At 61.4% G+C, this 26,045-nt stretch carries 17 protein-coding genes and 1 pseudogene; 6 read left to right on the top strand and 12 right to left on the bottom strand.

From position 1 onward, the window contains the following. The 3 genes from M1248_RS32285 to M1248_RS32275 all read right to left on the bottom strand — a co-directional run. Window positions 1-4,183: amino acid adenylation domain-containing protein (locus tag M1248_RS32285; protein WP_317150806.1), on the bottom strand; the 4,183-nt coding region annotated here is incomplete at its 3' end. Window positions 4,184-4,218: 35 nt separating this feature from the next. Then, on the bottom strand, window positions 4,219-4,449 hold the full coding sequence (locus M1248_RS32280; RefSeq protein WP_317150805.1) for an MbtH family protein: 231 nt from the start codon (window positions 4,447-4,449) through the stop codon (window positions 4,219-4,221). A 1,249-nt stretch (window positions 4,450-5,698) separates the two neighbouring features. Further along, entirely contained in the window at window positions 5,699-6,403 is a 705-nt protein-coding gene (locus M1248_RS32275; protein ID WP_317150804.1) for a class I SAM-dependent methyltransferase, read from the bottom strand. 520 nt (window positions 6,404-6,923) lie between these two features. Between M1248_RS32275 and M1248_RS32270 the strand changes: the two genes are divergently transcribed. Next, window positions 6,924-7,985 (top strand): NAD-dependent epimerase/dehydratase family protein, encoded by a 1,062-nt coding sequence (locus M1248_RS32270; protein ID WP_317150803.1) that lies wholly within the window; start codon window positions 6,924-6,926, stop codon window positions 7,983-7,985. Between the two features lie 25 nt (window positions 7,986-8,010). On the opposite strand, the gene M1248_RS32265 is transcribed toward M1248_RS32270, so the two are convergent. Beyond that, window positions 8,011-9,279 (bottom strand): glycosyltransferase, encoded by a 1,269-nt coding sequence (locus M1248_RS32265; protein ID WP_317150802.1) that lies wholly within the window; start codon window positions 9,277-9,279, stop codon window positions 8,011-8,013. Between the two features lie 243 nt (window positions 9,280-9,522). Between M1248_RS32265 and M1248_RS32260 the strand changes: the two genes are divergently transcribed. Further along, window positions 9,523-11,160 (top strand): GMC family oxidoreductase, encoded by a 1,638-nt coding sequence (locus tag M1248_RS32260; RefSeq protein WP_317150801.1) that lies wholly within the window; start codon window positions 9,523-9,525, stop codon window positions 11,158-11,160. A 79-nt stretch (window positions 11,161-11,239) separates the two neighbouring features. Here the strand turns inward: M1248_RS32260 and M1248_RS32255 are convergent, their stop codons facing one another. The 4 genes and pseudogenes from M1248_RS32255 to M1248_RS33505 form a co-directional block, all read right to left on the bottom strand. Next, window positions 11,240-12,241 (bottom strand): Gfo/Idh/MocA family oxidoreductase, encoded by a 1,002-nt coding sequence (locus tag M1248_RS32255; RefSeq protein ID WP_317150800.1) that lies wholly within the window; start codon window positions 12,239-12,241, stop codon window positions 11,240-11,242. 28 nt (window positions 12,242-12,269) lie between these two features. Beyond that, window positions 12,270-13,535, bottom strand: a complete 1,266-nt coding sequence (locus tag M1248_RS32250) for a glycosyltransferase (RefSeq protein ID WP_317150799.1) — start codon at window positions 13,533-13,535, stop codon at window positions 12,270-12,272. A gap of 203 nt (window positions 13,536-13,738) precedes the next feature. Further along, window positions 13,739-14,476: a TylF/MycF/NovP-related O-methyltransferase gene (locus tag M1248_RS32245; protein WP_410506777.1), complete on the bottom strand. Its 738-nt coding sequence runs from the start codon at window positions 14,474-14,476 to the stop codon at window positions 13,739-13,741. Further along, window positions 14,449-14,542: pseudogene (locus M1248_RS33505) on the bottom strand (macrocin O-methyltransferase); the annotation flags it as partial. The gene M1248_RS32245 and the pseudogene M1248_RS33505, both read right to left, overlap by 28 nt. 276 nt (window positions 14,543-14,818) lie before the next feature. Between M1248_RS33505 and M1248_RS32240 the strand changes: the two are divergent. Beyond that, window positions 14,819-16,399: an MFS transporter gene (locus M1248_RS32240; protein ID WP_410506776.1), complete on the top strand. Its 1,581-nt coding sequence runs from the start codon at window positions 14,819-14,821 to the stop codon at window positions 16,397-16,399. Window positions 16,400-16,752: 353 nt separating this feature from the next. On the opposite strand, the gene M1248_RS32235 is transcribed toward M1248_RS32240, so the two are convergent. The 3 genes from M1248_RS32235 to M1248_RS32225 form a co-directional block, all read right to left on the bottom strand. Further along, complete coding sequence (locus M1248_RS32235) at window positions 16,753-17,445, bottom strand: rhamnosyl O-methyltransferase (protein ID WP_317150797.1); 693 nt, start codon at window positions 17,443-17,445, stop codon at window positions 16,753-16,755. Window positions 17,446-17,617: 172 nt separating this feature from the next. Then, entirely contained in the window at window positions 17,618-18,310 is a 693-nt protein-coding gene (locus M1248_RS32230; protein ID WP_317150796.1) for a rhamnosyl O-methyltransferase, read from the bottom strand. A gap of 469 nt (window positions 18,311-18,779) precedes the next feature. After that, window positions 18,780-19,781 (bottom strand): sulfotransferase family protein, encoded by a 1,002-nt coding sequence (locus M1248_RS32225; RefSeq protein WP_410506775.1) that lies wholly within the window; start codon window positions 19,779-19,781, stop codon window positions 18,780-18,782. 804 nt (window positions 19,782-20,585) lie between these two features. Here M1248_RS32225 and M1248_RS32220 point away from each other — a divergent pair. Beyond that, entirely contained in the window at window positions 20,586-22,034 is a 1,449-nt protein-coding gene (locus M1248_RS32220) for a hypothetical protein (RefSeq protein WP_317150794.1), read from the top strand. Window positions 22,035-22,184: 150 nt separating this feature from the next. Here the strand turns inward: M1248_RS32220 and M1248_RS32215 are convergent, their stop codons facing one another. After that, window positions 22,185-23,453 (bottom strand): glycosyltransferase, encoded by a 1,269-nt coding sequence (locus M1248_RS32215; protein ID WP_317150793.1) that lies wholly within the window; start codon window positions 23,451-23,453, stop codon window positions 22,185-22,187. Window positions 23,454-23,926: 473 nt separating this feature from the next. On the opposite strand from M1248_RS32215, the gene M1248_RS32210 reads away from it, so the two are divergent. Together M1248_RS32210 and M1248_RS32205 are read left to right on the top strand one after the other, a co-directional pair. Continuing rightward, window positions 23,927-24,691, top strand: a complete 765-nt coding sequence (locus tag M1248_RS32210) for an aspartyl/asparaginyl beta-hydroxylase domain-containing protein (protein ID WP_317150792.1) — start codon at window positions 23,927-23,929, stop codon at window positions 24,689-24,691. A 196-nt stretch (window positions 24,692-24,887) separates the two neighbouring features. Further along, window positions 24,888-25,655 (top strand): phthiotriol/phenolphthiotriol dimycocerosates methyltransferase, encoded by a 768-nt coding sequence (locus tag M1248_RS32205; RefSeq protein WP_317150791.1) that lies wholly within the window; start codon window positions 24,888-24,890, stop codon window positions 25,653-25,655. The last annotated feature ends 390 nt before the right edge of the window (window positions 25,656-26,045 follow it).

The raw sequence follows: 26,045 nt of genomic DNA, 5'->3' as shown, positions 1-26,045 counted from the left end.
CGATCGGCGGATCGTCTCCGTCCAGGTCCACGTCGGGGTTCAGGTAGCGCAGCACACCATAGGCCAGGTCATCGGGCAGAATGCGCAGCTGCTCTTTGGCGTCTTTGAGCACCGCCCCGAGTGCGGCATCACCGGCCACCACCTGCGCCCACGACAGTCCACCGACTTTCAACGACACCGGATACTTGGTGGTGAACCAGCCCACCGTGCGCGACAAGTCCACATCGGCGGCCAACTCCTCCTGGCGGCCATGGCCCTCTACATCGATACCGACCGGCGCGCTGCCGGCGCCCAGGAATTCCGCCAAGGCCAACCCGAACGCGATCAACAGAATGTCGTTCACACCGGCATGGAACGCCGCGGGCACCTCACCAAGCAGCATCCGCGTCGTCTCGGCATCCAAATCCGCCGACAGGTGACCGGCGGTCACATAGGTGTCCATCTCTGGTCGAACAGCTGGCAACAGAGCCGGAGTCGCCGCAACCTGCCGCCAGGTGTCAGCCTGCTCCACCACCGTCGCAGTGTGCGCATGTTCATGGAGGAGCGAGGACCACCGCGCAAACGACGTCCCGCCCGCGGGCAACGTCACCGGCTGCCCGCTGCGGCACTGATCCCATGCAATATTCAAGTCTTCCAACAGGACTCGCCACGACACCCCGTCAATGGCCAGATGGTGAATCATCAACAACAACTGACCGGGCTCGGGCTCCCACACCGCGGAGACCATTACCCCGTTCGACGGGTTCAACCGCGACCGCGCCGCCAGCACAGCCTCATCCGACAACACGTCCACTGTCTGCACGCACGCTGCGGCGTCGACCGTACCGGCCGCAGGCACCTCCAACGTCCAGCCGCCATTGTCATCGTTGACGACCCGCGCCCGCAGCATTGCATGCCTATCCAGCAACCCCTGCAAGACGACCACTACATCGGCCTCGGTAACTCCAGCCGGGGCAAGCACCATCACGGTCTGATTGAACTGCTCAACCGGGCCGTCCACGCTGTGCAGCCAGCGCATGATGGGCGTGGCCACCACTGACCCCAGACCCTCATCGATCGGCCTGTCTGCACCATCGGCCACCCGGACCACCGAGGCCAGCCGGGCCACCGTCTGTTCCATGAAAACATCCCGTGGCCGACACAACACCCCGGCAGAGCGCGCCTGCGACGCCACCTGCATCGACAAGATGCTGTCGCCACCAAGCTCGAAGAACGAGTCATCCACCCCGACCCGCTGCACCCCCAACACTTGGGCGTAAATGCCAGCCAGGATCTCCTCGACCCCGTTGGCCGGCGCGCGATAATCATCGGCACCCTGGTACTCCGGCGCGGGTAACGCCCGTTTGTCCAGCTTGCCGTTGACAGTCAGGGGCAGCTCCTGCATCAGAACCACCGCGGCCGGAACCATATACTCGGGCAGCTGCTCTGCCAGCTCGGCCCGAACCCCGGCGAGGTCCGCTGTCCCGGTCATATAACCCACCAGGCGCTTGTCGCCGGGGCGGTCTTCGCGCACGATCACAACCGCCTGATCGACACCGGCCAGCCCGGCCAACGCAGCCTGCACCTCACCCAACTCGATGCGATACCCGCGGATCTTGACTTGCTCATCGACGCGGCCCAGATAGGCCAGCTGTCCGTCGGCATCCCAACACACCAGATCCCCGGTGCGATACATCCGCGCACCAGAGCCGCCGAACGGACAGGCTACGAACCGCGACGCCGTCAAGCCGGCGCGGCCTACATACCCGTATCCCGCCCCGGCACCGGCCACATACAACTCACCGACCACACCGGCCGGCACCGGACGCAACCACTCATCAAGCACAAAGAATGCGAGATGCGCCAAGGGCACCCCGATCGGGCTCGCGATGCTGTCGGTGTCCCCGTCGACGATCTCCCGAAATGAGGCATGCACTGTCGTCTCGGTGGTGCCATACATGTTGATCATGCGTGGCAAACCTGGATGATTGTCCAGCCACGTCCGCAGACGCTGTGGTTCAAGCGCTTCGCCAGCGAAGACCACCGTTTGCAGCTTCAGCTGATGCCCCAGCTCAGGCTGCAGTGCATCAAAGGACTGCAAAGCATAGAAGCCCGAAGGAGTTTGACTCAAGACGGTCACTTGTTCGGCAACCAGCAAGGCGTGGAAGTCTTCCGGTGAGCGCGCCACCGACTCGGGCACCACCACCAATCGCCCGCCTCCTAGCAACGCGCCCCAGATCTCCCACACTGAGACGTCGAAGGCCAGGGAATGCCATTGCGACCACACCTGGCCCGCCAGTTCAACGTCGGCGTCCAGGGACTCCAGCAACTGGATCACGTTGTGGTGGGTGATAGCCACGCCCTTCGGCACGCCGGTCGTGCCCGAGGTGTAGATGATGTACGCGATGTCATCCGCTGCCGGTGCCGGCAAGGCGGTCCGCGGATAGCTGTCAATTCGGGAGTCTTTGACATCGATGACCAGCAGGTCGTGCCCATCGAGCCGCGACCGCAAGTCGGTGGTGGTAATCGCGGCGATCGGGGCCGCGTCATCGAGCATGAACTCGATTCGCGCATCCGGATGCATTGGGTCGATCGGTACATAGGTCGCGCCGGTCTTCAGAACCGCCAAGATCGCCACGATCGCTTCAGCCGAGCGCGAAAACAGCAGCGCAACATTGCGCCCCGGGGCCGCCCCGTAGTTAGCCAGCAGGTGCGCCAACCGGTTAGCGGCCTCGTTGAGCTCCCGGTAGGTCCATGAACGGTCCCCGCAATTGATCGCGACCGCGTCTGGGATACGCGCCGCTTGCGCGCCGAACAAGACCGGAATCGATACCGGCATCCAGGGCTGAGTCAACACCGCGCGGTTACCCCACCCATACAGCCCAGCGTGTTCACCGCCATCCAGCAGATCGATCGATGACAGCCGCCGTGTCGGGTCGGCGGTCATCGCCGCCAACACCCGCTGCAAGCGTCCCGCCAAATACGACGCGTCGAAATTCGAGAAGGGCTGCCCCGTGCCCAAGGTACTGAGAGATAGCCGGTCTCCGGTGCCGGAAAAGATCAACCCAAAAGCGCCTACGAGGCCGGAATTGGTCATCGTGGCCGATGCCGCGACACCACCGAAGTCCAGAGCAAATGCGGTCGGGAAGAAATTGACGCTCACCCTGTCGGCTGGTCGCACGGCGCCGCCGGGCCGACTCTTGCGCTCAAGGGCATCTACCGGAAACCTTTGATGTAGCAGCGCTTCCCGGATGCGTGTGTCAACGTGCTCGCAAAAACCGGTAACCGTAGAGTCCGGTGAGACCCGCACGACCAGCGGCGCAACGCCGGCGACCATTCCGGGAAGCGTCTTCGACTCCGGACGCACCCGCCTGCCGACGGGGAAGTTGAGGACCACCTCGGAGCCGGTGCCGCACCACGCGCGCACCAAAAGCGCGCATGCCGCGGTGATCACGGATGATCGAGGTACGTTCCACTGCTGGGACAACTGGTCAACTCGGCGCAGCACCATGGCGTCTAGCTGAACCGGCGCAGAAAACTGATACGGATCACGTTCGCCCGCGGCTTGGGGCAACCGATAATGCTGTCCGCTTTCTGGCGGATGGTTTCGAGTCCAGTAGGCCTGATCTTCGAGATACTCGGTAGACGCTTCGTATTCCAGCTCGCAGTCAACTAATTCCTGCAACGAGCCGAAGAAAGCAGGGGGTATAGGTTCCCCGGAAACAATTGCAGAATAAACAGCCGCAATCCGCTGGCCAACCAGCGCAATACCGGTTCCATCGATTACAATGTGGTGGAAACACGCAAATAGGTAGAATTCATCGAGCCCCGTCTGAAATAACGTGAAGTTAAACAGCGGGCCGGCCAACGCCATTGGGGTACGTTGGATTGTTGCGGCCATCTCCTGGGCGTCCTGCACGGCATGGCGCGAAGAGCTCAAGTCGTGAAACTCCAGCTCGACATCTGGATAGTCGAATGCCCTTTGGAAAACCTGACCATCAACCTCAATGCAGGAAATCCTGAGCGGTTCAGCCTCTCGTATCACTCGGCGGATCGCCCACTCGAGTGCATCGTGTTCTACCGAGCCCTCGATTCTCACGAGGAGACCTACCTGCCACTCCGTCCCGGAGCGACCGGTTTCCTGGGCAAGCCAAATGTCTAATTGTGCCCGCGTAAGCGGAAGTGCGCGGTCATCGAGATCCATCCGGCTCCCCCAAGAACTCCGCAAATTTAGACGGTCTATTTATTAAGCGCTTCGCCAGCCTCTAGGCGCTGGCGCAGGCTCTTCGGCCGGATATCGGCCCAGTTCTGTTCGATGTACTCCAAGCACGCTGCGCGGTCGGCCTCACCGTAAACGACCCGCCAGCCAGGAGGGACGTCGGAGAAAGTCGGCCACAGGCTGTGTTGCTCCTCGTCGTTGACCAAGACAAAAAAACTGCCATTGTCGTCATCGAACGGATTGATGCTCACGTTACTCCAGACCTCGTCGACTCCTCAGGAACCGTTCCACCATACTGGAGGCCGACAGAGTCGGTCAGGGCTTTCGGCAAAGCCCCTGGAGTGGCTCCCAGTGCTACCTCAGTAAACCATCCCGGTGACGTAGATCGCAATTTGATCATGGTGCTTGCTTCCTGCTGCAACGACCTCCGGTACTGCGAACTGCAACGATCGGTCTGACTTGAAAGTATGGCGCGATCGGCCAGGCCAAGGATCTTGGAGCCAGTGAACTTTTCGTGAGCGTCAAGAGCGAACACCCACTTTGGTGCCGCTAACCCAGCCGAGGGCGGCTTCTGATCGCAATCGGAGACTTCATTCGGTGAGGACATCATGGTCAATCGGAGTACGCTCGGAGCTGGCGCCGGCCTAACCTGTCGAGGGCGATCGGCTGTCCAGAGGTGTTCGAAGCCGTGCAGCCGGCGTTTTACACACCCCGTATCGAGCCGAGGAGCCGCCCGCCCCGGGCCGTGAACACGGACCCCACCGCGATCCGAAGAGGTTGCCGCATGGACAGTTGTGTTTGGCACCGACGGCGCCTGATCTAATGGAAATAAGTTGGGCTTTTATTGTGCGCGGCAGACCGACTCAAACCGCGACCAATAAAATGAGATAGTACAACGTTGAAATAAAATGAAACGCAATATGGGCCCACGCAGCAATCGGATCGGCGATATGTGGAATATCTCGATATGATGTTTCAGCCGGAGCGATCTTTAACACTCGAATTTCAAGTGACACGGCGGGATGGCCTTGATCGACACAGCGCTGTGAAACCGCTCAGCGAACAATCACGGTACTTTCACGGGCGCATAACATAGACCGGCTTGACCACGCACCCGACGCGACTTCGAGGGTTACCCAACCGAAACCCAATCGTTGTTTCGGCTATTGCGGAGCAGACCGCGGTGCGCCAATCCGCACAATCCGACACATCACGCCAGCCGCATGAGGACCATCGCGGCCCTGACTCTGTACCAACCGCTGTGTCAGAGTGATGGGACTTTGATCTTCACCTAGGTGGTTTCCTTCGCGGGTGCTCACAAAGCCACAGGGCCACCCCATGCAACGATTGACGCATATAAAAGCACCCAACCCAATCCCAATCACGATAACCACGACGCTTCGCTGGTAAGAGATTCGGCTCGACACGCGTCCCATGGATCCCCGATCCGGGAGCATGGCGCGCGAAACCCGCCAAGGCCGCGCTTCGCCCGGCTACGTCTTACTTCGGGAAAATCCGCCGCTCCGTCGCCAGAAATTCGCCGAGGTAGGCAGGCGGCTTCAGGTTGAGCAACCGCTGGCGGTCGGCAGCGAGATCTGCGTAGCCGAGCGCGGCGACCTCCTCCGCAGAGTAGGACAACCGCGAATCCGGCGACCCCTTTCGGATGATGCCCACACCGAAGTCACAGTTCAGAACGGCGACTCGCAGGTCATCTCGGGTGCTCCGCAGGTGAACGATCGCCTTCCAGACGTCGCCGCTCCAGAGAAGATTCCACCAGTGGTGCTGTATTGAGAAGTCAGCGATCGACTCCGCGGGATAACCGATCGATTCGAGCGCAGGGTTGCAGTCGTGCAGGACGATTACACCGTCGTCCTTCAGATAGCGCAGAGTGTTCTCGACGTCTGCCAGGACCTGCGCATAAGTATGCAGCCCGTCGATCAAGGCGACGTCGATACTGCGCTGCTCGAGGAAGTCCGCTTCGTCCGCGAAGAAGGCATCGCTGGTCAACTCGAAGTAGTGGGTCTCCCGCGCCCTCGCATCGGCCAGCTTGCGATACAACGCCGAGATTTTGAAGGCCGGATCGACGGCGATCTTCTCGTCGGCGGCTATCCGCCGAAACGCCGCCCCGCGCTTGACGCCGATCTCAAGGTAGACAGGCTTTGTCCGCCCGTCGAGCGCCCGCCGTACGGCTTTGATCCGGTTCACGCGTCAATCCTCCTCGACACCGGGACGCATCGGCGCCGCCGGCACGTCGCTTCCCAGGATGGCCGACGTGCAATCGAATGCCAGCACAAACGTCATCGCGTGATCCGGGCCTTCCCGTTTTCCGTGCACACTTAACCAAAATGAAATTGGCGGCATAGCCTCCCCGGCTCAGCTGCCCAGCAACATAGCCCATCCCCCGCGCCGTCGACTTGAAATCCAGAGTCTAGAGCAAGTCGCACCGGATAGTGACATAGGGCAGGGGTGTCCATGGCGATCCAAAGGACACCGACTCATCGAGCTGTTCGAAATTCTCTAAACCCTGCCCGCCGCAACGCAGCTCGCCTCGTACTCAGCGCCCGCCTGGAGCCTGCGGATCGCATCTCACTCGCCCGACTGTCGGGAGTTTGGTATTGCCGAACGAGTTCCAGATACCATCGACACGACGGCGCTCCCGAATCGGGTGACAGTCACCTGATCTGTTCGGCAGACGAACCGGAGGCTTCGGCTCTTGTCAATATCCGTGCTCGTCACCGGTGGCGCGGGTTTCATCGGGTCCGCGTTGACACGCAGCCTCGTCAAAGCGGGCCACGAGGTCGCTGTGATGGACGTCCTGCACCCTCAGGTCCACGGCGAACGTCCAACGATCGATCTGCCGCCATCCGTGCGGCTGTTTACCGGCGATGTCACACATGCTCCCGACTTGGATGCGGTGTTTCGGCTGTTTCGTCCCTCCCAGATCGTTCATTTGGCGGCGGAAACGGGAACAGGGCAATCTCTCTCCCAGGCAACGCGCCACGGTTTGGTGAATGTGGTCGGCACTACGCAGCTCCTCGATGCGCTGAGTCGCTCAGCACTCGTTCCCGACCAGCTTGTCCTGGCGTCGTCGCGCGCCGTCTACGGTGAGGGCGCTTGGCGAAGCGGCACGCAATCCTTCTATCCCCGACCTCGCAGCCACGCACAATTGGAGGCTGGAATCTGGGATCCCAAGGGGCCCATCGACGAACCCGCGGTACCGCTTCCAAGCTGTGCAGACCAGACAGAGCCACGGCCCATCAATATCTACGCCGCGACAAAACTTGCCCAGGAACACATGCTTACGGCCTGGACGGCCGCCCATGACACTCAACTCAGCGTGCTGCGTTTGCAAAATGTGTACGGACCAGGCCAGTCTCTGACCAATTCGTACACTGGCATAGTCGCGCTATTTGCGCGATTGGCGCGCGCGGGGAGCCAGTTAGAGGTCTACGAAGATGGTCGAATCGTGCGCGATTTCGTCTTTATCGATGATGTCGTCGACGCATTGTTCGCCGCTGTGCAGACACCTGCGACCGGGCCTCGCTGCCTCGACATAGGGTCCGGTACCGCGACCACCATCCATGAGCTGGCTCGCGACGTCGCCGCCATCTGTGACGCTCCCGAACCGATTGTCGTGTCGAAATTCCGCGACGGTGACGTACGCGCCGCTAGTTGCGTTATCGAACCGGCGATGAACAACCTTGCCTGGCACCCGAAATGGGCGCTGAAAGACGGTCTGCACGCACTGCTTGAATGGATTGGCCAACAGCCCGAATTACCTTCCTAATCAAGCGATCTCACCGCTTTCGCGATCAGCCAACTCGGCTCAGGCGAACCTTCTCTTCGAGGAGGTCGGCTGCGGCCGAAATGCTTTCGGCAGGTTTGGTCATCCGGGTGGCGAACACACGCGCCCGAGCGATGTAGTCCGGAGCGAGGATCGTGCGGAGGTCCTCGGTCAGCGATTCTTGCGTAGTACTTGAAAAGCGCCGGGAGGTACCCACCTTCAATCGTTTGACCTGGGCTCCCCACACCGTCTGATTGACGTCCATCGAAAGGATCAGCGTAGGAATCCCTGCGCGGAGACCGATGGCCGTCGTGCCCGCTCCACCGTGGTGCACGACCGCGCGGCAGGCCGGGAAAATCGTTGCGAAATTCACCGCCCGCACGACCTTGACATCCTCGACTTGGCCGACGCTTCCGAAATCACTCCAGCCGGCGCACACCAACGCTCGCTCGCCCAACTCGGCGCAGGAACTGACGATCATGGCCAGTGTGTCGGCAGGCGATTCCACAGGCATGCTGCCGAACCCGAAGAAAATCGGTGGCGCTCCCACGGCAATCCATGCAGCGACATCCTCGTCGGCCTCCGTCGGCAGCTCCATCGTCAAGGCTCCGACAAACGGTCGCTGGCCATTCCATTTATCCCATTCGGCTGCCAGCCCGGGGAAGCAGACGCCGTCGTAGGCCTGGATCTCCAGCGATCCGCGTTCGGCGATCCGCAGTGACGCAGGGCGTGTCGATTTCGGTAGGCCCAGCCGACGACGCTGACCGTCCTCGAGCTTCTTGTCCATGCGCCAACCCACCCAGTCGTATGCGGACATTGCGGCGCGGCCCAACGGCGCCGGCAGGAAGCGCAGGAGCTGGCCATTGGCCCGTACCGGCAAGTAGTGCAGCGTGGCCAACGGGATGTCGTAATACTCCGCGACGCTGGCGGCGGGCTGTTCGAAACTCAGCCCGGTGAAGAGCAGGTCGGCCCCGTCCGCGAGCGATGTCAGAGTTGAGCTGATCTCTTCCCAGCACCGGACAAGGGGCTCGTAGAGTTCGGGCCACAGCCTGCGAAGCTCCCCTATCTTCCAGACGTTGCGAAAGACGGAAGTCCAGAAGTCGCGGTACGCGCCGAGCCACGCCTGCGTCTCGAGGCCGTAAGCGCTTGCCGCAAGCCCGGCCGACTCCGCGAAGTCGATCAGATCGGGCGGGACCGCCATGCGTACTTCGTGCCCGCGGCGCTGCAATTCCCGGCCGATAGCCACCGAAGGCTCGATATCGCCGCGAGTTCCATAGCTTGCCAGCACAAATTTCATCGAGTTATAGCCTTTCATCTCCCGTGCGCATCAGCGGCGTCGGGGGCGTCGGCAATTATTCCCGGTTCACAGACGGCGAAACGGGCGTTCGACCGTTCGCTCGGCTGGGTCTCCGCACGCGGACCCGCGTCGGAGCATCGTGCTCGGGACGCGAGCGAGTCATGTCTGTCAGTTCACGACGAATGGTACTTTCGTGTCGCCCGACCCGGGCAACGTTTCGGTCCCATCCGCTGAGGAGTTCGATTGGCTGACGGCGGGCTGAATGCGCGCGAGGCGGAACGCGTGGTGTGGGACGTTATCGTCGTGGGCACCGGCATGGGGGGCGGGATGCTGGGCTATTCGCTGGCCCGCTGCGGCCGCCGCGTGCTGTTCGTCGAAAAGGGGCGCTCCACCCTGCCCGGCGAGCCCGGCACGATACGCGCGTTGCCGGAAGTGGCCGAGCCGCGGGCGGGCCGATCGACGGAGTCCTACTACGACGCGTTGGCCCGTGCCGGGCGCTCCACCGACGAGATCCAAGACATCAGCGGGCGCTTCTCCCGACGGTTTGTGCCGTACCTCGGCAGCGGAACGGGAGGGTCTTCGGCAATCTATGGCATGGCCTGCGAGCGATTCTTCGTTCGCGATTTCACCCCCCGCCAAGACTTCCGCCACCCTGGCGACTCCACCGTGCCCGAAGCCTGGCCGGTCACCTACGATCAGATGTCGCCGTGGTACGCCGAAGCCGAGAAGCTGCTAGGGGTGCGCGGACAAGCCGATCCCCTGCGGCCGGAAGCGGCCAATGTGAATCTGCCTGCAGCACCGCCGTTTTCGGCAGACAATCAGCTGCTGGTCGACTATCTGGTAGGCCGCGGACTACATCCCTACCACCTGCCGATGGCCTGCGATTACACCGATGGTTGCGTCTCATGTCATAGCCATCTCTGCGAGAAAGCGTGCAAAGGCGAAGCCGGCCGTAATTGCGTGCTACCCGCGGTAACCGAACACGACGCCCACCTCCTGCCCGAATGTCGCGCCGTGCGACTGGAAGCGGACCGCACGCACGTCCAGCAGGTGATCTGCGAGGACCGTTCCGGCACGGTTGCCCTGAGAGCCAAGGTGGTGGTGCTCGCGGCAGGGGCGCTGGTCACTCCGGTGTTGTTGCTCAATTCCCGTTCCGGTGACTGGCCGCGCGGACTGGCCAACGGCTCAGACTGGGTAGGGCGCAACTTGATGCGCCACCTGATCGATTTGGTCGAGATCTGGCCGAATTCCGACAGCAAGATCACGGCTCCGAACAAGGAGATCGGGCTCAACGACTTCTACTTCTGGGAAGGTCAAAAGTACGGCACCGTGCAATCATTCGGCTCGATGCCGCCTATGGAATTGCTGACCAACCGCCCCGGCTTGAAGGCAGGGGCGTTACGCATGGTGAGACCGGCGGCACGCCGCGTATACGAGCGATTCTTCACCGGCGGGCTGGTGTTGGCTCCGCTCATGGAGGACCTGCCCTACCTCGACAACCGCGTCCTGCCATCCGATCAGCCGAGCCCCGACGGGCGCCAGCGGCTGCAGATTCAGTACCGGCTTCATGCCAGCGAGATAGAGCGCCGTGCAACATTTTTGAGGCAATTGAACGACGTGTTCAAGCCATTCCGCAAAATCACGTTAAGGGGCGCTGAGGACAACGAGGCCCTCGGCCACGTCTGCGGGACGTGCCGCTTCGGTACCGATCCCAAATCTAGTGTGCTGGATCCGCAAAACCGGGCGCACGAAGTGGACAACCTTTACGTGGTCGACAGCTCGTTCTTCCCGTCCAGCACCGGTCTGAACCCCAGTTTGACAGTGGCCGCCAACGCCTTACGCGTAGCCGCCCACGTCAATCAAGTCCATTTCGCCAGCTGATCCGATCGATCGCCTCCGATGGCTCAACGCGCCACACCGCCTTGTCGTTGGAAAACCAACTGAACCAAAGGGTTAGTGTTCAGGCCGGCTCACGCAGCGGCAGGCCCGCAGCGCGATAGATCGCATCGATGACGAGCATGTTCTCCAGCGCGTCTTCAGGCGTCGTCGTCACTGGTTCGCCTCGCAGCACCGCCGCCGCGAAAGCGTCCAGCTGGTAAGCGTAGGAGGAGCGCCGCGGGAAACGCTCTTTGCGAAAGCCCTCGGAGGACCGAACCGACAGTCGGCGAAAAGGTGGGGCCATCGGATTTCGCACACGCAGGCGCACCTCGCCGCGATCGCCGACTATCTTTGCGCTCAACTGAAACAAATCTGAAGACCACATCGAACAGCGGATTCCGCCGGTGTGTCCGCCTGCAAAGCGCAACTCGGCCGTCATCGCTCGGTCTACCTGAGCGTCCCGCAATTTCGCTTGTGCCGAAACAACTTCCGGGGTCGAGCCACCGAATGTGCGAGCCATATGGACCGCGTAGCATCCGACATCCATTGTTGCGCCGCCGGCAAGGGAATAGTTGTAACGAATATCGGAGAACTTCGGCAGCGGGAAGCAGAAGGCCGACTCGACCCTCTCCAGCTTGCCCAATTCCCCCGAGGCTGCGATCTGCTCAATTCGCAACGCCAAGGGATGGTAGCGGTAATGGAATGCCTCCATCACTACCCGGTCTGACGTAGCGGCCAGTTCAGCGATCTCGCTGGCCTCGGCCGCATTGGCAGTGAAGGGCTTTTCGCACAACACGTGCTTGCCCGCGGCAATCGCGGCTCGAGTCCACTTGCCATGCAAGCCGTTTGGCAGCGGGTTGTAGACGGCATCCACGTCCGGATCGGCGATGAGGGCTTCGTAGCTGTCGTGCGCCCGGGCGATGCCATGTTTGGCGGCAAAAGCTTGAGCGCGGGTTACATCGCGTGCCGCAACCGCGGCCACCACGACCTCGGCGTTGTCCCGAGCGGGCTGAATGAGCGCCAAGGGCGCGATGCGGGCCGCGCCGAGGACGCCGATCCGCACCGGGATTCCCTGTCCGGACACGGACGCGATGCTAGCTGGCCGGGGCGAATCAGCCAACACCTCGCAAGCGGGCAAAATCTTCCAGGTGATCAGCGGTGGCCGCAACGCTTTCGGCGGGTTTGGACATGCGGGGGGCGAACTCGCGGGCCCGTGCGACGTAGTCGTCGGCCAGGATAGTGCGCAGATCCTCCGCCAGCGATTCCTGGGTAGTGCTCGAAATGGGCCGGGCGGTGCCCAACTTCAGTCGTCTGACTTGGTCTCCCCAGAGAATCTGATCGAGCCACGTCGAGAGGATCAATGTGGGGACTCCGGCACGCAGGCCAGCCGCCGTCGTGCCCGTGCCACCGTGATGCACAACCGCGCGGCAGGCCGGGAAGATCGCCGCGAAATTCAACGCACCCACCACCTTGACATGCTCGAGGTCGGTGAAACCGCTGAAGTCAGTTCCAGCAGCGCAAATCAATGCCCGCTCCCCCAGCTGCGCGCAGACCGCGCCAATCATGGCCAGTGTGTCGGCCGAAGATTCCACCGGCATACTGCCGAACCCGAAGAAAATCGGCGGCGATCCGGCGGCAATCCACGACGCGACCTCCTCATCGGCCTCCGTCGACAACTCCAACGTCAGCGCGCCGACAAACGGCCGTTGGCCATCCCATTTCGCCCATTCGGTCGCCAGCCCCGGAAAACACACCTCGTCATAGGCCTGAATCTCCAGCGATCCGCGTCCAGCGATCCGTCGCGACGCGGGGGTTGTCGCCCTCGGCAGGCCCAATTCACGACGCTGCGCGTCGTCAAGCCTCTTCTCCAAGTGCGAGACCAGCCAATTGACCAGCGTCTTTGCCAAGCGGATCAGCGGTGACCGGATCGGGATGAGCTGAGGGTTGGCCAGAAGCGGGGAGGTATGCAGCTTGGCCAACGGAATGTCGTAATACTCGGCAATGTTGGCAATCGGCTGGTCGAAACCCGCGTCGGTGACCAACAGATCGGCCCCCTCCGCCAGCGACTTCAGCGTCGTGTTCGCTTCCTTCCAAAACCGGGCAAACAACTCCCAATCTTCACGGCCCAACCTGATCAGATCCCGGACCCTCCAGAAATTGCGGAACATATGCATCAGGAAGTCGCGGTGCAGCTCGTGCCAGGTCCGCGCATCCGGCCCGTAAGCGACCACGGAAAGACCAGCAGACTCCGCGAAGCCAACCAGGTCGGGCGAGACGGCCATGCGCACCTCGTGGCCACGCCGCAGCAGCTCGAGGCCAACGGCGACGCAGGGCTCGATATCGCCGCGACTTCCATAGAACGCCAGCACAAATTTCATCGCTGCGATCCTAGACGGTACGAGGGGCTGGGGCCCCACGCTCGACCCGCAGCAACATTCATCTAGTCAACGAAGCGGCGGCCAGCCGGCATTTAGTACCGTGCCTACGTCCGGTCGACAAGATCGCTATCAGCAGAATGGGTGATGAACGGCGTTGATCAGTCCAAGTGCGGGACCAACGAGGCACATTCGCGTCATCGTCCTTACTTGCGCCACAATGCGCCCGTCCCGTCTATATCAACAATCTCCGCGTGTATTCCGTGGGTGGCACGGTAGTCCGCGACAGCTTGCCGACACGCCGGAATCGAGTAGTCATCAATGATGCAGAAACCCCCGGGAGACAGTCGCGAGTAGAGCGCATCGAGCGCCTGTATCGTGGATTCATAAAGGTCGCCATCGAGCCGCAACACCGCGATGCGGTCGATCGGAGCGTCGTGCAGGGTGTCCTTGAACCAACCAGGAAGAAAGCGGACCCGCTCATCGAGAAGCCCATATCGCTCGAAGTTCGCCCTCACTTGCGCTTGCGGCACTCCAAGTATGCCCGCAAATACGTCCAGCCTTAACCCTTTGTCCGCCTTGTAATTTTCAGTGTCCGGACGAGGCAGGCCCGCGAACGAATCGGCTAGCCACACTGATCGCGTCTCATCGCCATAGGCCGCAAGGACCGCGCGCATCAGGATGCACGCCCCTCCGCGCCACACCCCACATTCGACCAGATCGCCGGGGACGTCATCAGCCAGTACCGTCTCGACGCAGTGCTGCAGACTGGTGAGTCGCTGCATTCCAATCATCGTCTCGGCTTCCGCAGGCCAGTCAATGCCCAGATCGCGCTTGCTCTGACCGAACGGGCTCACACCGTTGAGCATGGGTATTACGGCGTTAGCGGATTTTAGAAGGAGGCGTCGCCGCAGTGGCCACTGCGCGGGCACACGCTCGTGCATCCCGTATCTGGTGAGGTTGCGTCGAAGGAGGTCGAGGTACAGAGATCGCACATCGCGATCGGTCACCGTCAAGACTTCTCCTCATTTCATGCCAGTGCTGCCGACGATGAGTCTAGACCCTACATTCGCGCCCGTGTCCCGAAGCCAGGAACATAAATCGGGGACCGCATAGTGATTCATTCCACAACGCTGATAGCCTCTCGTCGGCAGTATGGCAGCGACAGGCATGGTTGCCGGTGGCGGGTTGGACAATTTGCTAGATTCGTGCTGCTATCGGCCGCTATCAACGCACTTTTGGGGTGCAGCTAACAATTGCCCAAGTTTGCTATAGGGTTGCACGCTATGCCGCCTCTCAAAGATGGGGAGCAGACACTGCCTCACCGCAGGACAGATCGCACAGGACGAGCGACTGGTATGCCCGCAAAGCCGACCGCGCAGCGCCGCACGAGAAGCCGCGTACCGAATTGGGTGCCGCCTCGGTGGTTCGTTGCGGCGGTTACCGCGATCGGGAGCATGCAGCTGTTGTCCATTATGGACGGCACGATCGCCGTTGTTGCGCTTCCCAACATTCAGAACGACCTCGGCCTGTCGGATGCTGCGCGGAGCTGGGTCATCACCGCATATGTGTTGACCTTCGGCGGGCTGATGCTGTTAGGCGGTCGCCTTGGGGATACCTTCGGGCGAAAGCGCATCTTTATCCTCGGGGTCGCGCTGTTCACCATCGCCTCAGCGATGTGCGGCATCGCTTGGGACGGGGGCTCACTTGTGGTGGCCCGGCTGCTGCAAGGCGTGGCGGCCGCGATCGTCGCACCGACCTCCATCGCGCTGGTGGCGACGACGTTCCCCAAAGGCCCACTGCGCAACGCCGCGATGGCGGTATTCAGCACACTGATCGGCGTCGGCTCGGTGATGGGTCTGGTGGTAGGCGGGGCACTTACCGAGGTGTCGTGGCGACTGGCGTTCTTGGTGAACGTGCCGCTCGGCCTCATGGTCCTCTTCCTGGCCTACACCGCACTGCGGGAAACCCAGAAGGAGCGGGTGACGCTTGACGCCACCGGGGCTGCGTTGGCCACGTTGGTCTGTACCGCTGCAACGTTCGGCTTCTCGATGGTGCCGGAGAAGGGCTGGCTATCGGCCATCCCGATCGGTTCGGGTGTGGTGGCTCTCACTGCTTTTGTGGCATTCATCCTGGCGGAGCGCACGGCGGAGAACCCCATCGTGCCGTTCCATCTGTTTTTCAACCGCGACCGGTTGGCCATATTCGCGGCCGTCTTTCTGGGCGGGGGGCTGATGTTCACCCTGATGGTGCTAGTCGCCGTGTATGTCCAGGACGTCATGGGCTACAGCGCGCTGCACGCAAGCATCGGCTTCATACCATTCGCCATTGCGGTGGCTCTCGGGTCCGCGGCATCCTCAATACTGGTGAGATGGTTCTCGCCGCGAGTGGTCATGATCGCCGGCGGCGTCCTGATGGTGGCCGCCATGGTCGACGGTTCGACACTCAGTCGCGGCGATCCGTACTTCCCAGATCTGGTGGTGCCGCTCGTCGTCGCCGCTTTGGGTATTGGGATGGCCAACGTTCCGCTCCGGCTAGCGCTGATCGCCAGCGTCGGCTTGGACGAGATCGGCCCCACATCCGCAATCGCCCTCATGCTGCAAAACCTGGGCGGGCCTGTGGTGTTGGCCATTGTCCAGGTTGCCGTTGCGGCTCGCACGCTGTCCCTGGGCGGCACTACAGGGTCGGTGAAATCCATGAACGCCGCACAGTTGAATGCCCTCGACCAGGGCATCACCTATGGCCTTCTGTGGTTGGCCGGAGTGGCCCTCCTCGTCGGCGTCGCGGTGCTCTTTATCGGCTACAGCGCGCAGCAGGTGGCGCATGCACAGGAAGCGCGGACTGCCTTCGAACCCGAGGCTCCTTAGCGTCGTCCGAGCCGCGGAAACAGCCGCCCGAAGCGACCGGCGTGCTTGGCAAGTCGATTGCAGGAGCATAGCAATGATCGTCGGTAATCCAGGCGCAATACATTCACGTTCGGCAACAGACTCGTTTGCCCGCACCGCATCCATCGTGAACTGCCGCGGCGAAAATAGCTTTTCGAATTCGGTCGATCCTCCGAGAATCCCAAAGCGCAAATCTTGCCGCTGAGACAATCGGTTTCGACGTGCCGTCAGGCATACGGGGTTTCTATTGGTAATCGGCCTTAACTCACGGTTTTAGCAACCTCGTTCCGACGACGTGTCTGGAGGTCATCGAACCAAGGCGTTGCCGTCGCACACTATTTGCGGATGAGAAATCCGTTGGTGGCGAACGAGAATCCGAACTTCTTCTCCCTCTCATGATCATGAACATAATCGTCGGGAAACTGCGCCTCGTAGCTTTCAATTGCCTCGAAAGGCCCCGCGCCGAATCCGGGTAGCACTGGATGGCCGTTGACATTGGAGTCCTCCACCACCAGGTAATCCCCGGCCGCAAGCTGAGGCCGCAACAATTTCATCTCGGCCAGTACGTGATCATGGCTGTGGTCGCTGTCGAGGATGGCGAACACCGGCCCGGGAAACTCGGCTCGCAACTGCGCGATCTTCTCCGCCACTCGCGGCGCCGCTGATGACGACTCCAACCACACGACGTCCGGGTCATCCACCACGTCGGGGTGCAAATTCTTATGAGTGATGTCGACCGACAACACCGTGAATTGCTCGCCGGTCTGGCGCAAAATGTGGGCAAAGAACAACGCCGAACCGCCCCGGAATGAGCCGAACTCCACAACCAAAGACGGCCGCAGCGTCCACAGTATTTCTTGGTAGTTCCACATGTCGCTGACCGATTTCAGAATCGGCACACCCATCCAGGTGGTGGTATTCCACACCAGTGCGCCGTAATACCATTTGTGATATTCCTCGGCGATCGCGTCGCTGGGCCGATAGATCGCGCCGGCCACGCCGCTGGCCATCTGCCGAATCATACCCATTTGCGTTCCCCTCACAGTGCTACGCGGCTACTTCGATACGGTCTGTCGCCACGCCACCTGGCAGTCGACTACGCCCCTGTCACAACGACTCTCGAGGCTACTACAGCATTGCACGCAGGTTATCAATGCGGGCTAAGGCGACACGAAAAGCTTCGACTGTGGTGAACGGGCTTCATTTTCGGATCAGGAAGCCGTTGGTGGCCATCGTCCAGCCGAACTTATTCTCCCGCGCCCGGTCATGCTCGTAGTCGTTGGGATATTCAGCTTCATAGGCCTGGATGGCTTCGAACGGCCCTGGCCCGAACCCCGGCAGCACGGGGTGACCGTTGATGTTGGAGTCCTCCACCAACAGATAATCACCTGACTTCAGCAACGGCCGCAGCAATCGCATCTCAGCCAACACATGGTCGCAGGAGTGGTCGCTGTCCAGGATCGCGAAAACCGGTCCCGGGAACTCCACCTGTAGGTCGCGGATATGGTCGGCCACTTGCGGTGCGATCGAAGACGATTCGATGAACACCACATCAGGGTCGCGGCGTGCCCGCTCATTCAGATTCTTGTGGGTGACGTCTACAGAGAGGACTTTGAACCTGCCTCCGATTTCGCGAAGCATCGTGGCAAAAAACATCGCCGAGCCGCCCTGATAGGTACCGAACTCGAGAATTAGCGACGGTTTGTACGCCCACAGGATCTCTTGGTAATTCCACATGTCAGAGACAGATTTCCAGCACGGCACCCCCATCCACGTGATGTCGTCCCATGCGTGATTCCCGTAGTACCACTTGTGGTATTCGGCCGGGATGTCGTCGCCAGGCCGGTAGATCATGCCCGCCACAGCACTGATGGTCTGCCGCACAACACCCATCTACTCCCCCGTTCGTGTCGCGTCGTTTGCCGACGCAGTCCACCAATGCCGCATCTTCCGCGAATTCCAGCCTGCCGAGCCATCCGCAGTCCGCGGCAGATGCTTGCCCGAGCTTCTTGACAGTCTGCAGGTTAACAGTCTGAAGGTTACCTGTCCCCGGTCTAGCCAGTGGTTGCGCAGCACGGCGAATGCCTTTGGGTATGACGTAGCTTGTCGCATCAACGCGAGATCAGCACGCGCGCCTAACGAACGGCCGTGTGTCGACGACGATATGTAATTGTCAGCGTGCGCACCGGTCCGGATGGTACGTCCGGGCGTTGCGGTCTTCCCTTGCACGCTCAACGCAGTTCGGCCGTCAAACGCTGACGCTTCTCTACCCCACGTCGGGTCCGCATAGCTCATCTAGTTGTCCTGTCCCAGTACACATCTAGTCAGGCGTGCGGGCTCGTCCATTCGGCGGCCGGACGGTTTAGGCCCACGTCCCGCGGCGTCGGTGAGCCATCGCGACTAGCTCGAGGCCTAACCTCGCGATGGACGAGGGGATCACGCGGTGCCGCTTGTGGGCGCGCCGGAAATCCTCGACCGCCGTCCGGAAACTATGTTCGCTCGCCCGATACGCCTCCCAGACGCGATCGACCGCAGACTCATCCCACTGCTCGTCTCGCGCAGCCGCGCGCAGCCCCTCATAGACCGAGGTAATCCAGTCCGTGCCAAAGACCTCCTCCACCAAGCCGGAGTGTCGCTGATGCCGAAGATCCGGTGCGAGAAAATCCTCAATTGCGGCATCATCCCGGATCTCGAGATCGATCGCGAGCGCCGTGGAGATGCGCTTTATTTCTCGACGCCAATCGTCGAGGAGGTTGGCGTACTCAACGAACACGCGCGGAAACCCGCGCGTATCTCTCTCGGCAAGCAGCGTGTATTTCAGCCACAAGGCACTCCCGAGTTCCGGCGAGGCTGCACCGCGCGCCGTAAATGACGCGATGGCCTCCTGCGGGTGGCGCAGGGCAATGACGGCTGCGACGTCGAATCCGGCCTGGCGTGCCGCCTCGAACCATACTTCGGACAGCACCGTTATTTGCAAGTCCTTGATAACGACAACCGGTGCAGCAGGCAGAGTGGTGAGGTACGCCTTGATCTTGGCGATGACGGCGGGGTTCTGTTTCGAGTCGAACGCACCCTCCTCCTGAAGGCGCAGTGTCGGGTCGAAGGCCGCGCTGCCGTAGCGACGCAATATTTCGTCGTTTAGAAGGAGGGATGCTCGAGGCTCCCAACGACCGCGTGGGTTATCCGAAACGGCACCATGCAGCCCGGCCGGGAGCGTGCCACCGCAGAGCGACAGAACCCGTGTAAGCGCCGAAGTTCCGGACCGGGGCATGCCTATCACGAACAGTGCGACGGGACGCGACCCAGTGAGACCCCTAGCGGCGGCGGTCACAAGCAAAACCCCATGTTCCCTGCGGCGTGCCATGCCGGGCCGAAATATCCGACCAGGTGATGTTCCGACGGTCGAGCGGCGCGGTGCCGTCCGTATACCTGTCCGTGATTGCTGGCGATATTGACGAGTAAGCTATTGGTGCATAAGGCCGGCAGTTGGTCGACATGCGATGCTGCCGCCAAACGCACGGAACAACACCCTAGAACGCACTTAACGAAAGAACGTCGGCTCTTGCTCATGGCGGCAGGATAGACGGTCAGCCGACAAGATCGCCATTGATCAATAGATGTCGTCGCCGTGAACAAATTTGGGATAGGTCGTCATCCCCTGCGTGGACAGACTCGGTGTCGCCATCGCGTGCAGTACGTGGGTGGGGCGCTTGCTCTTAGATGCCGAAATCCGTCAGCGACACCTCAGACACCAGGTAGTTCGTGCTCGACGCGCGTGATGCGGCAGGTTGGCCTACAGCGTCATTGCAGGCGGCTGCTTGGAGTACTGACCGCTCGTGCCCGAGCCTACGTTTTGGCTCGAGCTGCCACCTTTTGCCGCCGGCTCCCTCACCGGTCGGCCGGTCAGGGTTTGATCTCGTTCGCACTGTCCCGCCGTTCAAACGCCGAAACGCTGCTGACCGGGCCGACTAACCGTGACAGCAATTCCGTCAATACCGAGGGCTACGGCTACTCTCTTGCGATGGATTGGTCCGACTTCACGACGGTCGGCACCGTCTCGCTGCACGAAGGCCGGTTCCGTCCTGCGTAGCGCCGGCCTTGCGTCACAAGTCGTACGTCATACAGGACATCGGTCGCGAATCGAATCGGTGTCGTCGGAGGGTGATTGATGTCAGATCGAAGCCGTCCTACGCGCGCACCCATCAGCAGCCGCGAATCCAACGGTGTTGGCCTGCCGGACAATCGGCTCACGATGCTCGATCACGCGTTCTATACGGGCCGGCGCACCACCGGCCATGCGCAAGTCATCCAGGTCGTGTGGGTCTACGAGCACCCGATCGATTTGGACGGCCTCAAGCGTTTTCATCACAATCTCGGCAACGGGTTGTTGGCTCGACGCATTGAACGTTCGTCGATTCCATTTGCCCGGCATCGGTGGGTCTCGGACGAGGTGTCGTCGGACATTGACTTCGCTGAGTACACCCGTCCGCGCGGTGAAGTAGGCGACTGGGCTGATGAACGATCACAGATGCCGATCGATCCGGAATGGGGGCCGGCCTGGCATCTCGGGGTCCTGCCCGTTACGGATGGCTCCACCGCGGTCAGCCTGGTGGTTTCCCACTACCTCATCGATGGGTTCGGGCTCGCCGTCGCGGTAGCGGATGCACTCCTTGGCAATACTCGCGATCTTCGCTTACCACCGCCGCGATCACGCACACGACTTCGTGCAGCGGCACAGGATGCCCGACAAGCAGTACAAGACATACCAACGGCTGCCCGAGCGCTCATCGAGCTGGCCAAACTGACCCGAGGCCACCGACACGATCTCATCGCGGCGGCCAAAACGGCTCGGTCCCACCGGCGCGAGATCGCCCATTCACCGGCACCGCGACCCGTCGCGCTTGCTAAGACCGCCTGCGTCGACACCGTCATGGTGCCGGGTATAACGATCCACGTCGACCTAGACGAGTGGAGTGCCCGTGCAGAGGCTTCAGGCGGCACGAGTAACACACTCGTCGCCGGATTGGCCGCGAAATTCGGCGAGCACATTGGGCGTCGACGCCCCAGGGATGGCGCCGTTACTTTACAACTTCCGATAAGCGACCGCGTCGAGGGTGACACACGTGCAAACGCAATGTCGTTCGCGCGCGTCAGCGTTGACCCGACGCGTGTGACGTCGGATCTGCATGACATACGTGCCTCCATCAAGGACGCGCTGGACACGGTGCACAGCACGCCAGATGCGTCATCGCACCTCCTATGGCTGACCCAATTCGCGCCGAAGCGGGCGTTGAAGCGACTGTCCGATGTGATGGTGGTTGGCGACCTCGATCTCCCGGTGTTTTGTTCCAACCTCGGTGACCTCGGCTCAATGCTGAGCCACCTCGATGGCACGAAGGCCGAGTACGGCTGGGCGCGAGCAGTTGGTCAACACGTATCGCGGCAATGGCTCGAGCAAACACGCGGATTAATGAGGCTGCAGTGCTGGCGCATAAACGGCAAGGTTGGCATCACCGTCGTCGCCTACCGACCCGGCGCGGAGAACACAAAGGCTGCTCTGCGTGAGCTGGCTGCGCGTACGCTCGCCGATTTCGAACTTAGGGGCGAGATCGACTAGCAAGACCAAACATTTATATGGCCGGATGATGGCCCGATAACACCTGCAGCACTGGCTCATTCACAAGAAGCAGCTGCGAGTCATGTCAGGCATTGGTGGCAGGTGTTTCTGCAAACGGGCAGCGACATGGACGATGGCCCGTCTTGCCGATCAGCCAGCACCCCGCAGGCGAGCTTTCTGTTCCAGAAGATCAGCGGTGGCCGCAACGCTTTCGGCGGGTTTGGACATGCGGGGGGCGAACTCGCGGGCCCGTGCGACGTAGTCGTCGGCCAGGATAGTGCGCAGATCCTCCGCCAGCGATTCCTGGGTAGTGCTCGAAATGGGCCGGGCGGTGCCCAACTTCAGTCGTCTGACTTGGTCTCCCCAGAGAATCTGATCGAGCCACGTCGAGAGGATCAATGTGGGGACTCCGGCACGCAGGCCAGCCGCCGTCGTGCCCGTGCCACCGTGATGCACAACCGCGCGGCAGGCCGGGAAGATCGCCGCGAAATTCAACGCACCCACCACCTTGACATGCTCGAGGTCGGTGAAACCGCTGAAGTCAGTTCCAGCAGCGCAAATCAATGCCCGCTCCCCCAGCTGCGCGCAGACCGCGCCAATCATGGCCAGTGTGTCGGCCGAAGATTCCACCGGCATACTGCCGAACCCGAAGAAAATCGGCGGCGATCCGGCGGCAATCCACGACGCGACCTCCTCATCGGCCTCCGTCGACAACTCCAACGTCAGCGCGCCGACAAACGGCCGTTGGCCATCCCATTTCGCCCATTCGGTCGCCAGCCCCGGAAAACACACCTCGTCATAGGCCTGAATCTCCAGCGATCCGCGTCCAGCGATCCGTCGCGACGCGGGGGTTGTCGCCCTCGGCAGGCCCAATTCACGACGCTGCGCGTTGTCCAAATTCTGCATAAAGGGCCACTCCAGCCACTCATTCATCATCATTACGAAGCGGCGCAACGGCACCGGAAAGAATGTCAGCAATTGCCCGTTAGGTCGCACCGGGTGGTAATGAAGCGTCGCCAACGGAATGTCGTAATACTCGGCGACGTTGGCTGCGGGCTGCTCGAAACTCAGCCCGGTGAACAACAGATCGGCCCCGTCCGCCAGCGTCGTCAGCGTCGCGCCGATGTCTTTCCAGCATTGGCTAACCGGACCCCAGATTTCGCGCGCAAGCCGGATCACATCCGGGATCTTCCAAAAGTTTCCGAAGAGACGCGTCCAAAAGTCGCGATGCACTTCTAGCCACGCGCGGGTGTCTAGCCCATAGGCGACGGCGGAAAGCCCAGCCGACTCCGCGAACCCCACCAGGTCAGGCGGGACTGCTATACGCACGTCGTGGCCCCGGCGCAGCAGTTCGCGGCCAACCGCGGCGCAGGGCTCGATATCGCCGCGACTTCCATAGCTCGCCAAGACAAATTTCATCGCAGAATTCTAGCGTTTCCACCTAACGTGCGGGTTCTGCGAAGCGAGAGTGGCGGCCTCGCCTCCGCCGATTAGCCGGGCCGCGGCATAGTCCCTACGACAGTAGGGAGGATCCGGACCGCCTCCAGTCGACAAGGACCGGCACGTCACCGGCGGACAGACATGGCTGGCTTCTTGGTGTAGGACAATCCTGCTCCGCAGAAGGGGTCAGGTCGTAGATGTAGATCCGCGGAACCATACGGCATTACCGTTCTGCGGCAACAAGTGTCATCGAGTATCGGAGGTAGTCGATCGCGGTCCTGTCCGCCGCTGTAGCGCATGAAGGGAGATTCGCGCAAACACGCGGCCGCAGGAGAGCAACGCCACAAGAGTAGGGTGCTCTGGCATACGGCGAACACGTCGTAGAGGAACGCGAGCACATTGCGCGGTAGCCACCGCAATTGTAGAATTCGGCGTCTGGCAAAGGGGGCAGCATGGAGAAGACGCGAGGGTTCTTTGTGCGAACACTTACACGTCTCGTCACGGCGCTTTTCAGCGCACTTTACCGGCTCTATACCCGGTCATCTACTCTCGGCGACCACGAGTTCTTCGATGCCAAGGACTTTCCCTGGGTCGGTGCAGTCGAGGCTGATTGGCGGAAGGTCCGTGCCGAACTCGATGCGCTTATGCCCTATGCAGCATCCATGCCGAACTTCCAGGACATTCAGAAGGACCAGAAGGCCCTCTCTCAAGACGACGGCTGGAAGACCTTTTTCTTCTATGCCTACGGCATGAAGGCGGCGGCGAACTGCCGCCGTTGCCCGGAAACCACCAAACTACTCAAGAGTATGCCCGGCATGAAGACCGCCTTCTTCTCGATTCTGGCGCCCGGCAAGCACTTGCCGCCGCACCACGGTCTCTATAAGGGCGTGCTCCGCCTCCACCTCGGCCTGCTCGTTCCCGAGCCGGCCGAGATGTGTGCCATCCGAGTCGGTTCAGAGACCCGTCATTGGCAAGAGGGCCGGGTGATGATCTTCGATGACACCTTCGAGCACGAGGCTTGGAATCGGACGGATGGGATGCGGGTGGTTCTTTTCGTCGACATCATGAGGCCGATGCGCTTCCCGGCGAATGCGCTGAACGCGATGGCAACCTGGATGATCGCGCTCTCGCCCTTCGTGCTCGGCAGCTACGGTAGCTACTCTCGATGGGAAAAGCGCTTTGAGGCCGCCGTCAACGAGGGCGCTGCGGCGAACTGATTCGAAGTCGCAGTCTGCCCTTGGTGCCTGCATGGCTGCCGGGACGATCTCATGCGCCTCAGCTTCCATCCGATGCTTGTAACGGACTGGGACACGCCGCCGGAATGGCCGGACTCACTGTCTTGGATTGACAATGACAGCGCCACCTCAGCGAACCAGAGTTTTTGTCTCGCAGGGTATGTCATACTCGCGATCTATGGGACTCAACGACCGCGTGTTTGGCCCGATCGGTTGGAAGCTTACTCAGAAGACCCAGAAATATATTTACCGCCATTTCAGCCGGTCTCGCGCCCACAACGATGTGCTATTCCTCAACGCAGGCTACGAGGAAGATCCGCCGATGGCGCTACCGCTGGCAGACTCAGACGAACTCTATCGGCCCTGTATCCAGCTCTATTACCGTACGGCGACGCAAGCGGACCTCACAGACAAAAAAGTGCTGGAGGTCGGTTGCGGACATGGCGGCGGAGCGTCATTTCTGACACGCACCCTGCACCCGGCCTCGTACACCGGACTAGACCTAAACCCGGCGGGTATCGAATTCTGCCGCAGCAGGCACACTTTGGCCGGTCTTGATTTCGTCGAGGGCGACGCGGAGAAGTTGCCCTTCCCCGACCAATCTTTCGACGCGGTGATCAACATCGAGTCCTCGCTCCTTTACCCAAGGTTTCCCCGGTTTCTCGCTGAGGTGGCGCGGGTGCTGCGACCGGGAGGGCATCTGCTCTACGCCGATGTCCGTCCCCGCTACAAGATCGCAGAGTGGGAGACGCAGCTGGCCGGGGCGCCCCTACGGATACTTTCGCAGCGCGTAATCAATGCGGAGGTGATGCGCGGGACCGCAAAGAAATCGACGCAGCGGCTTGGACCGTACGCGCGCGTCGTTGCCGTCATTGCACGTTTCAGGAAAGGCCCGCCCCCTGCGACAGAGGAATCGTATCGGATGTACTGCTTCACGAAGGACTAAGTCGCGCCGCCGAACTCGCTCCGTGAGGTGGTCGATTTCTATCGAGTTGCGGCAATCGATTGACCCGAGAGATTCCGGATCGATAATCGGCGTACGGTCGGGTTTAGGCGACCAAACGGTTTTGCATTGGGCGCCAAATCACACCACTGCGCCGTTCTAATGAAGTAGCTGCGCGGCACTTGGTGTAGGACGTAGGTCGTGCTCCGGATTCTCCGCTCACAGTCATGCCCGTCCACCTCGATGACGCGACGGCCAATTTTGGCCCCGGATCACATCTTGACACAACCCGCAGCGCCGCCGAGTCCGCTGCCACCACCGCTGTTGTAGAACGGTGTGGCTAGCCCCGATTTTTCGTCCAAGGTGATGGCAGTAGCGGTTTCCGGCTGGGAA

It is taken from the genome of Mycobacterium sp. 29Ha, assembly GCF_032883055.1.
Lineage (GTDB): Bacteria > Actinomycetota > Actinomycetes > Mycobacteriales > Mycobacteriaceae > Mycobacterium > Mycobacterium gallinarum.
The sequence above is the reverse complement of the archived record's forward strand: the minus strand, read 5'-3'. Positions and strand labels throughout refer to the sequence as shown.

Coding starts and splice junctions, on each gene's coding strand:
- M1248_RS32215 (WP_317150793.1), bottom strand. CDS start 23,453: ATGAAATTTGTCTTGGCGAGCTATGGAAGTCGCGGCGATATCGAGCCC.
- M1248_RS32205 (WP_317150791.1), top strand. CDS start 24,888: ATGGGACTCAACGACCGCGTGTTTGGCCCGATCGGTTGGAAGCTTACT.
- M1248_RS32240 (WP_410506776.1), top strand. CDS start 14,819: ATGCCGCCTCTCAAAGATGGGGAGCAGACACTGCCTCACCGCAGGACA.
- M1248_RS32230 (WP_317150796.1), bottom strand. CDS start 18,310: ATGGGTGTTGTGCGGCAGACCATCAGTGCTGTGGCGGGCATGATCTAC.
- M1248_RS32225 (WP_410506775.1), bottom strand. CDS start 19,781: ATGGCACGCCGCAGGGAACATGGGGTTTTGCTTGTGACCGCCGCCGCT.
- M1248_RS32245 (WP_410506777.1), bottom strand. CDS start 14,476: ATGCACGAGCGTGTGCCCGCGCAGTGGCCACTGCGGCGACGCCTCCTT.
- M1248_RS32265 (WP_317150802.1), bottom strand. CDS start 9,279: ATGAAATTTGTGCTGGCAAGCTATGGAACTCGCGGCGATATCGAGCCT.
- M1248_RS32210 (WP_317150792.1), top strand. CDS start 23,927: ATGGAGAAGACGCGAGGGTTCTTTGTGCGAACACTTACACGTCTCGTC.
- M1248_RS32250 (WP_317150799.1), bottom strand. CDS start 13,535: ATGAAATTTGTGCTGGCGTTCTATGGAAGTCGCGGCGATATCGAGCCC.
- M1248_RS32235 (WP_317150797.1), bottom strand. CDS start 17,445: ATGGGTATGATTCGGCAGATGGCCAGCGGCGTGGCCGGCGCGATCTAT.
- M1248_RS32220 (WP_317150794.1), top strand. CDS start 20,586: ATGTCAGATCGAAGCCGTCCTACGCGCGCACCCATCAGCAGCCGCGAA.